Source organism: Marichromatium sp. AB32, from assembly GCF_003718675.1.
In the GTDB taxonomy this organism is placed as follows: domain Bacteria; phylum Pseudomonadota; class Gammaproteobacteria; order Chromatiales; family Chromatiaceae; genus Marichromatium; species Marichromatium gracile.
Map to the genome: position 1 here is coordinate 1 of NZ_RHFJ01000080.1, position 12,245 is coordinate 12,245.

The window sequence follows — 12,245 nt, forward strand, 5'->3', positions numbered from 1 at the left end:
ATCTAGAGCCAGAGCCAGAGCCAGAGCCAGAGCCAGAGCCAGAGCCAGAGCCAGAGCCAGAGCCAGAGCCAGAGCCAGAGCCAGAGCCAGAGCCAGAGCCAGAGCCAGCGCCAGCGCCAGCGCCAGCGCCAGCGCCAGCGCCAGCGCCAGCGCCAGCGCCAGAGCCAGAGCCAGAGCCAGAGCGCCCCGCCGTCGCCGCCTCGGTCGACGTCGAAGAGGACAGCGTCGCCGCGCCCGACCCCGAGCTCGCGACCCTGTTCCTGGAGGACGCGCGCGAGCTGCTCGACAAGCTCGACGCCGAGTTCCAGGCCTGGCAGCTCGCGCCCCAGCAGCTCGAGCCGCTCGACGGCATCAACCGCATCCTCCATACCCTCAAGGGCAGCGCCCGGCTCACCGGGCTGACGGTGATCGGTGACCTCAGTCACGCCCTCGAGACCCGGCTCAAGGCGATCCACGACGATCAGCGCGCGATCACCGACACCACCCTGGAGCTGGCGCAGCGCGCCGTCGACGCCCTCGCCAATCAGGTCGAGGCGCTCGAGCGCGGCGCCCCGGTGCCGCGCCTCTCGGCGCTGGTGGCGGCGCTCGACGGGGTCGAGGAGCAACCGAGTGGCGCCGGCGGGACCCCGACGCCGGTCGCCGAGCTGCACCCGCTCACCTCCGAGGTCCCGGCTCAGCCGACACCGGCGACGCCGGCGCCGAGCGTGCCGGAGACCGCCGCGGCGCAGATCCGGGTGCGCGCCGACCTGCTCAACCAGCTCGTCGACGACGCCAGCGAGATCAGCATCTATCGCGCCCGTCTCAGTCAGCGCAACGCCCAGTTCGGCTTCAGCCTCGGCGAGCTGGAGCAGACGTTGAGCCGGCTGCGCGGCCAGCTGCGCGCCCTCGAACTGGAGACCCAGCGTCAGCTGCGCGGCCGCGGCGAGGAGACGGAGACCGATGAGGGTGGCGAGCAGGGCTTCGACCGGCTCGAGTTCGATCGTTTCTCGAACCTGCACCAGCTCTCCGGGAGCCTCGCCGAGACCCTCGACGATCTGGGCAGCGTCAAGGAGTTGCTCGGCGGCTATCAGCGCGAGGTCGCCGATCTGCTGACCCAGCAGGCGCGGCTCGCCGACGACCTCCAGCACGGCCTGTTGCGCACCCGGCTGGTGCCCTTCGTGCAAGTGGTGCCGCGGCTGCACCGACTGGTGCGCCAGACCGCCGAGAGCCTGGGCAAGTCGGCGCGACTGGAGGTGATCGGTCCCGAGGTGGCGCTCGATCGCGCGGTGCTCGACCGGCTGGTGGCGCCGCTCGAGCACCTGCTGCGCAACGCCGTCGATCACGGTCTGGAGACCCCCGAGGCGCGCCTCGCGGCGGGCAAGCCGGAGACCGGCGCGCTGGTGCTGGCGCTGCGTCGCGAGGGCAACGATGCGCTGATCAGCCTGAGCGACGACGGCAAGGGGATGGATCTGGATGCGATCCGCGCCAAGGCGATCGCCCGCGAGATGCTCTCGCCCGAGGCCGAGATCCCCGACGAGGCGCTGCTGCAGTTCGTCCTCGAACCCGGCTTCACCACCCGCAGCGAGGTCACCCAGATCTCCGGGCGCGGGGTCGGGCTCGATGTCGTCGCCTCCGAGATCAAGGCCGCCAACGGCGGCATCGATCTCACCTCGCGCCGCGGTCAGGGGGCGACCTTCACCATCCGTCTGCCGTTGACCCTGGCGATGATCGAGGCCTTCCTGGTCAAGGTCGGCGAGAACGTCTACGCGGTGCCGCACAGCAGCGTCGAGGCGGTGGCGCGCATCGATCGCGAGCAGCTCGTCGCGATCCACGCCGGCGCCCAACGTCGCTTCAGTCATCTCGGCCAGGACTATCAGGTGGTCTATCTCGGCGGCGTGCTCGATCCGCACCAGGAGCCCGAGCTCGGCGAGCAGCGCCGCTTGCCGCTGCTGCTGGCACGGGTCGGCGAGCAGCGCGTGGCGCTGCAGGTCGACAGCCTGATCGAGAGCCAGCGCATCCTGGTCAAGCCGCTCGGTCCGCAGCTGGCCGATGTGCGCTGGCTGAGCGGCGGCACCGTGCTGCCCGACGGTCGGGTGGCGCTGATCCTCGATGCCCTGGCGCTGCTGCGCTCCAAGGCGCTGCAGGAGTACCGCCCGGCCCGCGGCGCCGACACCCGCGGCGAGAGTCCGGTGTGCGTGATGGTGGTCGACGACTCGCTGACGGTGCGCCGCGTCACCAGCCGCCTGCTGCGACGTGAGGGCATGGAGGTGATCACCGCCAAGGACGGGGTCGAGGCGCTGACCCTGCTCGATGCGCGGATGCCCGACCTGCTGCTGCTCGATATCGAGATGCCGCGGATGGACGGCTTCGAGCTGACCCGCCACATCCGTCGCTCCGAGCGACTGCGCGCGCTGCCGATCATCATGATCACCTCGCGCACCGGCGAGAAGCACCGCAAGCACGCCCTCGATCTCGGTGTCGACCGCTATCTCGGCAAGCCCTATCAGGAGTCGCAGCTGCTCGGCGAGATCGCCTCGGTGCTCACGGGGGCTGCGTCATGATCCCGCGACAGGAAGGCGCCGATCACGGCGAGGTGCGGGTGATGTTGCTGCCCACCCAGGGGCGCGATCTGCTGGTGCCGGCGAGCGCGGTGGCCGAGATCGTCTCGGCAGACGCGGTGCAGCCGCTCCCCGATACGCCCGAGTGGCTGCTCGGTGAGCTGCAGTGGCGTGGTCGGCGGGTGCCGGCGGTGGCCTTTGCGCCACCGCCCGAGGGGCAGGGGCGAGGGCGGGCGCATGCGCGGGTGGTGGTCTGCTTCATGCCCGCGGGGAACCCGGCGCTGCCCTTCGTCGCGCTCTACAGTCGCGGCATGCCGCGGCTCGAGCGGGCGGCGCCGGACAACCTGATCACGGAGCAGGACCCGCACCCCTTCGCCCTGTCGGCGCTCGCGCTCGGCGAGCGTCACGCCTGGCTGCCCGATTTCGCCGCGCTCGAGCGCGCCCTGCTCGCCGCCCAGGCGTCGGACTGACTCGTCCCGGCGGCGCGAGCGGCACTTAAACCGTGTCTCCCGGTCCGCTGTCGCCGTCACTCGACATGCCCATCCTCGACCCTCAGGAGTTCGTCATATGTCCGTCGATCCACCCCGGCTCGAGCAGATGCTCGGGGCACTCGTCTCGACCGCGTCGGTGAGCTGTGTCGACCCCGCCCTCGATCAGAGCAATCGCCCGCTGGTGGCACTGCTCGCCGAGTGGACGGAGCGGGCCGGTTTCCGCGTCGAGGTGCTCGATGTGCCGGGGCATCCCGGCAAGGTCAATCTGGTGGCGACCCTGGGCGCGGGGACGGACGGGCTGGTGCTCGCCGGACATACCGATACCGTCCCCTTCGACGCGTCGCGCTGGAGCCACGATCCGCTGCGCCTGACTGAGGTCGACGGGCGTTACTACGGGCTCGGCATCGCTGACATGAAGGCCTTCTTCGCGCTCGTCCTGGAGGCCGCACGCGGGCTGGACGGCGCCGATCTGCGCGCGCCGCTGACGCTGCTCGCTACCGCCGACGAGGAGTCGGCGATGAACGGGGCGCGGGCGCTGGTCGCCGCCGGGCGCAGGCTCGGTCGTCACGCGCTGATCGGCGAGCCCACCGGGCTGCGTCCGGTGCGGTTGCACAAGGGGGTGATGAACGAGTCGCTGCGGTTGATCGGGCGCAGTGGTCACGCCAGTGATCCGGCGCTCGGCAACAGTGCGCTGGAAGGCATGCACGAGGTGATCGGGGCGCTGCTGGCCTGGCGCGAGGAGCTGCGTCAGGGGCATCATCACCCGGCCTTCGCGATCCCCACGCCGACGCTGAACCTCGGCCATATCCACGGCGGCGACAACCCCAACCGGATCTGTGGCGAGTGCGAGCTGCTGATCGATCTGCGGCTGTTGCCGGGGATGTCGGCCGAGACGGTGCGCGCCGCGCTCGCCGAGCGGGTCGCCGGGGTCGGTCGGCGCCGCGGGTTGGAGTGGACGGTCGCGCCCCTGTTCGAGGCCATCCCGCCGGCCGAGACCGCCGCCGAGGCGGCTATCGTGCGGGCCTGCGAGCGGCTCACCGGGCACCCGGCCGAGGCGGTCAACTTCGGCACCGAGGCGCCCTTCCTCAATCAGCTGGGGATGGACACCGTGGTGCTGGGTCCGGGCGACATCGCCCAGGCCCATCAGCCCGACGAGTTCCTCGCGCTCGAGCGCATCCCGCCGACCCTGACGCTGCTGCGCGGGTTGATCCGCGAGTTCTGTCTGAACTGAGTCCGCGGCGTGCGCCGCGTCACCCCGCGCCGACGGCGCGGGGTGGGTGCGCTCAGTCGGCGAGGCGCTGGCGGGCGCGGGCGATGGCCGCGCGTACCTGGTTCGGCGCGGTGCCGCCGAGGTGGTCGCGTGCGGCGACCGAGCCGTCGAGGGTGAGCACCGCGTAGACGTCGTCGGTGATCGCCTCGGAGAACTGCTGCAGCGACTCCAGCGGCAGCTCGGCGAGGTCGCGACCCTCGCGCACGCCGAGGGCGACGGCCTTGCCGACGATCTCGTGGGCGTCGCGGAAGGGGATGCCCTTGCGCACCAGATAGTCGGCGAGGTCGGTGGCGGTGCTGAAGCCCTGGCGCGCGGCCTCGCGCATGCGCTCGTGGTTGCAGCTGACATGGGCCATCATGTCGGCGTACACCTTGAGCGAGCCCTTGAGGTTGTCGACGGTGTCGAACAGCGGCTCCTTGTCCTCCTGGTTGTCCTTGTTGTAGGCCAGGGGTTGGGCCTTCATCAGGGTCAGCAGGCCGATCAGGTGGCCGAAGATGCGACCGCTCTTGCCGCGCACCAGCTCGGGCACGTCGGGGTTCTTCTTCTGCGGCATGATCGAGGAGCCGGTGCAGAAGCTGTCGGAGAGCTCGACGAAGCCGAACTGTGCCGAGGACCACAGGATCAGCTCCTCGGAGAAGCGCGACAGGTGCATCATCAGGATCGCCGCGTCGGCGCTGAATTCGATGGCGAAGTCGCGATCGGAGACGGCGTCGAGCGAGTTCTCGGCGGGGCGATCGAAGCCGAGCAGCGCGGCGGTGTGGGCGCGATCGATGGGGTAGGTGGTGCCGGCGAGCGCGGCGGCGCCGAGCGGCATCACGTTGAGCCGACGGCGGCAGTCGAGGAGGCGGTCGCGATCGCGCTCGAGCATCTCGAACCAGGCCATCATGTGATGACCGAAGGTGATCGGCTGGGCGACCTGGAGGTGGGTGAAGCCGGGCAGCACGGTGTCGGCCTCGCGCTCGGCGAGATCGAGCAGCGCGTGCTGCAGGCGACGGATCTCGCCGGCGATGGTGTCGATCTCCTCGCGCAGCCACAGGCGCACGTCGGTGGCCACCTGATCGTTGCGCGAGCGCCCGGTGTGGAGCTTCTTGCCGGCGTCGCCGATCGCCTGGGTGAGCGCCGACTCGATGTTCATGTGGACGTCCTCGAGCGGGATCGACCACTCGAACTCGCCGGCCTCGATGCGCGCGCGCACCTGCTCGAGCCCGTCGACGATGGCGTCGCGCTCGGCCTCGGTGAGGATGCCCTGGCGGGCGAGCATGGTGGCGTGGGCGATCGAGCCCTGGATGTCGTAGCGATAGAGTCGGCGGTCGAAGTCGACCGAGGCGGTGAAGGCCTCGACGAAGGCATCGGTGGGGGCGTTGAAGCGCCCGGCCCAGGGTTTGGCGGATTGGTTGGTGTCGTGCATGCTCAAGTGATCCGGGGGGTTGAGAATCCATTGATTCTACACGTTGTCCGGCGCCTGCTGGCAGGTGCCCCCCGGCGCTGGTGCGGGATGGGGCGGTGTGGTACACACGATCGACTTGAGCCGGGCCCGGCAACGGCCCATCCTTGAGGGGCGTGACGGCGGTCCCGCCGGGGCCTCGTGCACAGGGAAGGGGCGAGGAGTGGGGTTGAGAGCCTCGCTCTGAAGACCCATTGGAATGCGAATGCGCAGGGTGTGAGCCACCCTGCGTCGCGGGGGGCACTGTTCCTCTCCCGTGAACGCTGTAATCCATCCATGGATAGGGGTGAGTCAGCATGAAGATCCTGGTCGTCGATCATGAAACCTCGGCACGCGAGCGGCTGCGTCAGCTGCTCGCCGAGACCGAGGGAGACCACGAAGTGGCCGGAGAGGCCTGTAACGGGCTCGAGGCGATCGAGCGCTGTCGTCGCCAACCCATCGATCTGGTCCTGCTCGATCTGCAGATCCCCGGGCTTGACGGCCTGCAGACGGCGGCACGGCTGGCCACCCTGGAGCGTCCGCCACGGGTGGTGCTGATGACCCCCGGCGAGCGCGCCCGTGGTGGCGAGTTGCTGGCTCCGCCGGCGGTGCTCGAACGGCTCGACAAGCCGGTCGAGGGCGAGCGGCTGGAGGCGGTGCTGCGGCGCAGTCAGGGGCTGGCCTGGGGGCGTCAGGCGGCCAACCGCCCCTCCTGGCCGGGCCGGGGCGAGGAGCGGCGCAGCGAGATCAGCGCGCCCTATCGCGGCAGTGTGGTGCGGGTGGCGGTGCGTGATGTCGTCTATCTGCAGGCCGAGCACAAGTACGTCACCGTCTACCATCCCGAGGGCCAGTTGCTGGTCGACGAATCATTGCGCTCCTTCGAGCGCGAGTTCCCCGAGCTGTTTCTGCGTATCCATCGCAATGCGCTGGTCGCGCGCAGTCGGCTGGAGGGGCTGGAGAAGCGTCCCGACGGCTCGACCGTGGCGCGGCTGCAGGGGCGTCCCGAGCGGTTGACGGTGAGCCGTCGCCATCTCGCCCAGATCCGTCGCTGGTTGCGCGCCGGGCCGTGATCGCGGACGCCCCTGCGGGGTGCTTGCGGGCTTGGGATCCGCAGCGTCGCCCCCAGGGCTCCAATCATGTCCAACCTGACCGAAACCCTCGCACTGATCGCCGCGCTCGGTATCGCCGTGCAGTGGGTCGGCTGGCGCGCGCGGGTACCGACCATCGTGTTGCTGCTCGGTTGCGGCCTGCTGGCCGGGCCGGTGCTGGGGGTGATCCGACCGAGCGAGTCGCTGGGACCGGCCTATCCGGCACTGATCGAGCTCGGGGTGGCGGCGATCCTGTTCGAGGGCGGGCTCAGCCTGCGCTGGCACGAGCTGCGCCAGACCGCCGCCGGGGTGTGGCGTCTGGCCACCGTCGGGGTGGCGCTCAGTCTCGGCTTGGGGACCCTGGCCGCGCATCTGCTCGGCGGGTTGTCGTGGTCGGTGGCGCTGGTGTTCGCCGCCATCGCCGTGGTCACCGGGCCGACGGTGATCCTGCCGCTGTTGCGTCAGGCGCGGCTGCGGCGGCGCCCGGCCTCGCTGCTGAAGTGGGAGGGCATCGTCAACGACCCGATCGGTGCGCTGCTCGCGGTGGTGCTGTTCGAGGCGATGGTCTCGCCCGGGTCGCCGGAACTCGGTCATACCCTTGCCGAGCTGCTGCTGGGGCTGATCGGTGCGGCGGCCTTCGGTGCCGCGGCGGGCTGGTCGCTGGGTCGGCTCTATCTCGCCGGTCAGGTGCCGGAGTATCTCAAGGGCGCGCTGGCGCTCGGGGTCGCGCTCGGGGTGTTCGCGCTGGCCAACCTGGTCTTCGTCGAGTCCGGGCTGGTGGCGGCGACGGTGATGGGCGTGGTGCTCGGCAACATGGGGCTGCCGAGCATCGAGGAGGTGCGCCGCTTCAAGGAATCGGTGGCGGTGCTGCTGGTCTCGGGCATCTTTCTGCTGCTCTCGGCCGATCTCGACCCCGAGATCCTGCTCGCGCTCGACTGGCGCAGCGCCCTGCTGATCGTGGCCATGGTGCTGGTGGTCAGGCCGTTGGCGGTGCTGCTCGCTACCCTCGGCTCCGGGCTGGAGTGGCGCGAGCGGGTGCTGCTCGGCTGGATCGCGCCGCGCGGGATCGTCGCCGCGGCGGTCGCCGGGGTGCTGGGGCCGGGGCTGGTGGCGCGCGGCTTTGCCGATGGCGCCTTGCTGCTGCCGTTGGTGTTCACGCTGATCCTGGTCACCGTGGTGGCGCACGGCTTCTCGCTCGGCTGGCTGGCGCGGCGCCTGGGGCTGAGCGCAGCGGCCCGCGAGGGGCTGCTGATCTGCGGCGCCAGTCCCTGGAGCTGCGCCCTCGCCGAGACCCTGCACGCCCAGCAGGTGCCGGTGCGACTCGCCGATCGCTCCTGGCATCGGCTGCGCGCGGCGCGCCAGGCCGGGGTGCCGGTCTATTACGGCGAGCTGCTCTCCGAGCACGCCGAGGGCGAGCTGGAGCTGACCGACTTCGGCAGCTTGCTGGCGATCAGCGGCAACGACGCCTATGACTCGCTGATCTGCGCCCAGTATGCGCCGGCCTTCGAGCGGCGCCGGGTCTATCAGTTCCCGGTCGAGTCCGGGCACGCGCAGCGTCGTCCCGGCGCCGGATCACGCGGTCGGCCCTTCCTCTCCGAAGGGCTGCAGTTCGAGGACCTGCAGCGTGAGTGGTATCGCGGCTGGACCTTCCAGGTCACCCGTCTCGGCGAGGGGTTCGACCTCGATGCATTGCGCCGCAGCCTGCCCGAGGGTGCACGCCTGGTGTTGTTGATCGATGCCGCCGAGGGGGTGCGTCTGGCTGCCGCCGACGCCCCCTTCAGGGCGGCCCCGGGACAGCGGGTACTGTGGTTCGGCCCCAAGGGTGAGCGGGGCGGGGGAGGTGACGAGCGGGGGTGAAGTGCTTGCATCTAATTGAATTCTCGTGCTAGGATCCCGCTTCTTTATGTACTCAAACGCTCGACGACTTCGTAGAGATCTTCGCCATGTCCAAGGTATGCCAGGTAACCGGTAAGCGTCCCATTACCGGCAACAATGTCTCGCACGCTCACAACAAGACCAAGCGTCGCTTCCTGCCGAATCTGCACGTTCACCGCTTCTGGGTGGAGAACGAGAACCGCTGGGTGCGTCTGCGGGTCTCTGCCAAGGGCATGCGGATCATCGACAAGAAGGGCATCGACACCGTGCTCGGCGATATCCGCGCACGTGGCGAGCGCGTCTAACCGGAGAATCCACCATGGCCAAGGCAGCACGCGAAAAGATCCGTCTCAACTCGAGCGCAGGGACCGGTCACTTCTACACCACGACCAAGAACAAGCGCAATCAGCCCGGCAAGATGGAGATCAAGAAGTTCGATCCCGTCGTTCGCCAGCACGTGATGTACAAGGAAGGCAAGATCAAGTAAGTCCGCCTATGCGGCATGATCTGCCCCTGCAGTCGACCGAGCGCAGGTCGCGATCTCGGTGCCACGCGCCCGAGCATCGATGAAAGCCCGCATATCGCGGGCTTTTTTCGTGTCGGTCTCTCGGTCATCCTGGATCGTCGATGAGATAGGCATGTTCCGCCGGGGTACCGCTCAACGCTGAGTCCGGCCCCGGACGCCATCCGAGCCAGCGTTCGATCTCCTCGGCCAGCGCCAGGTCCAGGTCGGTGACCCCGCCGGCCGAATGAGTGCTGAGCCGGATCCCGACATGATCGTAGCCGAGTTCCAGCTCGGGATGATGCCAGGCGAGCTCGGCGAGATGGGCGATGGCGTTGGCCGCGAGCAGCGTCGCCCGCCAGCCGCCGGTGCGATAGTCGCGCCTCAGTGCGCCGTCCTGATGGCGCCAGTGTGGCAGCGCCTCGTTCAGCCGTCGGGTGATATCGGGTGATGACAGTGGTCGTGGGGTCGCCATGGTCGTCGTTCCTCCGCAGGTCTGCGGGCGCGGCTGCGTCCCGCCTCGTCGCTTCGACAGTGAGGGTGGGGCGCGGTATCGCCAAGTCTGCCGGCGGTCGTCTGTCACGAGAACCGATCACCGATGCCTGATCGTCACCCGGCGGGTCCGCTGACCCGCGAGCTCCCCTATGTCGAGGACTGCGCGGCGCGTTTCGCGCCGCTGCTGTGCCGCCGCTGGCCGGTGTGGCTCGACAGCGGGCGACCCTTCACCGACCAGGGACGCTACGACATCCTCAGCGCCGATCCACGCCTGGTGCTGGTGACGCGCGGGTGCGAGACCACGCTGATCGAGGCCGACGGTGCCCGGCGTCGCTCCGGCGCCGATCCCTTCGGCCTGCTCGCCGAGGCCCTCGGTCCGTCACGCCCCTGCCCCGACGGGCTGCCCTTCGCCGGTGGCGCCATCGGCTTGTTCGGCTACGACCTCGGGCGCCGTCTGCACCGGCTGCCCGAGCGGGTGCGCGAGCCGGGTGCGCCGCCCGACCTCTCCGTCGGGCTCTATGACTGGGGCCTGGTGGTCGATCATCACGAGCGGCGTGCCCGGCTGTTCGCCCCGACCGAGGATGAACTCGAGCGTCGCGCGCGCCTGCTCGAGGCGGCGGCGCCGCGGTTGCCGCCCTATCGCACCCACGGAGCGGTGCGCCCCGACTGGTCGCATGCCACCTATGTCGAGGCGATCGCGCGCATCCACGCCTATCTGCACGCCGGCGACTGTTATCAGGTCAATCTCGCCCAACGCTTCTCGGTGTCTGCCAGCGGTCATCCCTGGCACGCCTATCGATTGCTGCGTGAACTCAATGCCGCGCCCTTCTCGGCCTATCTGCAGGGACCGGACTGGCAGGTGCTGAGCTCCTCGCCCGAGCGCTTCCTCGAGGTGCGCGACGGGCGGGTCGAGACCAAGCCGATCAAGGGGACCCGGCCGCGCCACCCCGATCCGGCGCGCGACCGTGCCCTGGCCGAGACGCTGCGGCTCAGCCCCAAGGACCGCGCCGAGAACCTGATGATCGTCGACCTGCTGCGCAACGACCTGGGACGGGTGTGCGACTACGGCAGCGTGCGTGTGCCGGCGCTGTTCGCGATCGAGCACTATGCGCGGGTGCATCATCTGGTGAGCACGGTCAGCGGGCGGCTCGCGCCCGGACGCTCCGCCGTCGAGCTGTTGCGCGCGGCCTTCCCCGGTGGCTCGATCACCGGCGCCCCCAAGCGCCGGGCGATGGCGGTGATCGACGAGCTCGAGCCGGCGCCGCGCGGCCCTTATTGCGGTGCCATCGGCTATCTCGGCCATGACGGCGCGATGGATACCAACATCGCCATCCGGACGCTGGTGCATGCCGCGGGCCAGACGCGATTGTGGGCCGGTGGCGGCATCGTCGTCGATTCCGAGGCCGAGGCCGAGTATCGCGAGACCTTCGACAAGGCCGCCCCGCTGCTCGAATTGCTCGAACGGTTGCGTGATCGCAGGGCCTGAATGACGTCGGCCATGGGTGGATGTTGCGCCGGGCTGTTCTATGATCGATCCCCGGCGGGGCGCCACCGCGCTCCTGGGTGGCGCAACCCCGCTCATCATCGAACCCAGCACGAGGCGCGCACCGATGTCCGACCGACCCGATACCCAGGCCGTGAAGTCCTATCTGCTGACCCTGCAGGATCGTATCTGCGAGGCCTTGCGCGACACCGACGGTGGTGCCGACTTCCGTGAGGATCTGTGGGAGCGACCCGGCGGCGGTGGTGGCCGTACCCGGGTGATGCAGGACGGGATGCTGTTCGAGCAGGGCGGGATCAACTTCTCGCACGTGCGCGGCGAGGCCCTGCCGGCGGCGGCGAGCGCCTCGCGCCCGGAGCTGGCCGGACGCAGTTACGAGGCGATGGGGGTCTCGCTGGTGGTCCATCCGCAGAACCCCTATGTGCCCTCATCGCACCTCAATGTCCGTTTCTTCCTCGCCGAGCATCCCGAGGACGATCCGGTGTGGTGGTTCGGCGGCGGCTTCGACCTCACCCCCTATTACGGCTTCGAGGAGGACGCGGTGCACTGGCACCGCAATGCCCGGGACGCCTGCGCGCCCTTCGGCGAGGAGCTCTATCCGCGCTACAAGCGCTGGTGCGATGACTATTTCTTCCTGCCGCACCGCAACGAGCCGCGCGGTATCGGCGGGATCTTCTTCGACGACTTCGACCAGGACGGCTTCGACAACAGCTTCGCCTTCATGCGCAGCGTCGGCGATCACTATCTCAGCGGCTATCTGCCGATCGTCGAGCGGCGCTGGGCGCATGTCTACGGCGAGCGCGAGCGCGATTTCCAGTGTTATCGACGGGGGCGCTACGTCGAGTTCAACCTGGTGTGCGACCGCGGCACCCTGTTCGGGTTGCAGTCGGGCGGACGCACCGAGTCGATCCTGGTCTCGCTCCCCCCGGCGGTGAGCTGGCGCTACGACTTCACCCCCGAGCCCGGCAGCCCCGAGGCCGAGCTCCACGAGCGCTTCCTCGCGCCGCGCGACTGGTTGACCGAGACCGCTTGATTCGTGGTCTTGCCGCCGTCGCGACTGGAG

General features: G+C 69.7%; 11 protein-coding genes. 9 read left to right on the top strand and 2 right to left on the bottom strand.

Annotated features, from left to right (window positions below; all coding sequences use genetic code 11):
• From EBL85_RS15550 to argE, 3 genes are all read left to right on the top strand, one after another.
• A partial coding sequence (locus tag EBL85_RS15550) for a response regulator (protein ID WP_123143388.1) occupies positions 1-2,540 on the top strand: 2,540 nt, incomplete at its 5' end.
• Complete coding sequence (locus tag EBL85_RS15555; protein WP_123143384.1) at positions 2,537-3,007, top strand: chemotaxis protein CheW; 471 nt, start codon at positions 2,537-2,539, stop codon at positions 3,005-3,007. The genes EBL85_RS15550 and EBL85_RS15555, both read left to right, overlap by 4 nt.
• A 97-nt stretch (positions 3,008-3,104) precedes the next feature.
• Positions 3,105-4,259 (top strand): acetylornithine deacetylase, encoded by a 1,155-nt coding sequence (gene argE / locus EBL85_RS15560; protein ID WP_123143385.1) that lies wholly within the window; start codon positions 3,105-3,107, stop codon positions 4,257-4,259.
• A gap of 52 nt (positions 4,260-4,311) precedes the next feature.
• Here the strand turns inward: argE and argH are convergent, their stop codons facing one another.
• Positions 4,312-5,706, bottom strand: coding sequence for an argininosuccinate lyase (gene argH / locus EBL85_RS15565; protein WP_123141186.1), 1,395 nt, complete (start codon positions 5,704-5,706; stop codon positions 4,312-4,314).
• A gap of 332 nt (positions 5,707-6,038) precedes the next feature.
• On the opposite strand from argH, the gene EBL85_RS15570 reads away from it, so the two are divergent.
• From EBL85_RS15570 to rpmG, 4 genes are all read left to right on the top strand, one after another.
• The gene (locus tag EBL85_RS15570; protein WP_062274170.1) at positions 6,039-6,791 is read left to right on the top strand and encodes a LytTR family DNA-binding domain-containing protein; all 753 of its coding nucleotides are present in this window, start codon (positions 6,039-6,041) and stop codon (positions 6,789-6,791) included.
• Positions 6,792-6,857: 66 nt separating this feature from the next.
• Positions 6,858-8,666 (top strand): sodium:proton antiporter, encoded by a 1,809-nt coding sequence (locus tag EBL85_RS15575; RefSeq protein ID WP_123143386.1) that lies wholly within the window; start codon positions 6,858-6,860, stop codon positions 8,664-8,666.
• An 86-nt stretch (positions 8,667-8,752) separates the two neighbouring features.
• Positions 8,753-8,989, top strand: a complete 237-nt coding sequence (gene rpmB / locus EBL85_RS15580) for a 50S ribosomal protein L28 (protein ID WP_005222976.1) — start codon at positions 8,753-8,755, stop codon at positions 8,987-8,989.
• 14 nt (positions 8,990-9,003) lie between these two features.
• Positions 9,004-9,171 (top strand): 50S ribosomal protein L33, encoded by a 168-nt coding sequence (rpmG, locus tag EBL85_RS15585; protein WP_005222974.1) that lies wholly within the window; start codon positions 9,004-9,006, stop codon positions 9,169-9,171.
• A gap of 124 nt (positions 9,172-9,295) precedes the next feature.
• Here the strand turns inward: rpmG and EBL85_RS15590 are convergent, their stop codons facing one another.
• Entirely contained in the window at positions 9,296-9,661 is a 366-nt protein-coding gene (locus EBL85_RS15590; protein ID WP_123141189.1) for a 4a-hydroxytetrahydrobiopterin dehydratase, read from the bottom strand.
• 123 nt (positions 9,662-9,784) lie between these two features.
• Between EBL85_RS15590 and pabB the strand changes: the two genes are divergently transcribed.
• Both pabB and hemF read left to right on the top strand, forming a co-directional pair.
• A complete protein-coding gene (gene pabB, locus EBL85_RS15595; protein WP_123143387.1) occupies positions 9,785-11,167 on the top strand; it encodes an aminodeoxychorismate synthase component I in 1,383 nt (460 codons plus the stop codon).
• Positions 11,168-11,291: 124 nt separating this feature from the next.
• Positions 11,292-12,215 (top strand): oxygen-dependent coproporphyrinogen oxidase, encoded by a 924-nt coding sequence (gene hemF, locus EBL85_RS15600; protein ID WP_123141222.1) that lies wholly within the window; start codon positions 11,292-11,294, stop codon positions 12,213-12,215.
• The last annotated feature ends 30 nt before the right edge of the window (positions 12,216-12,245 follow it).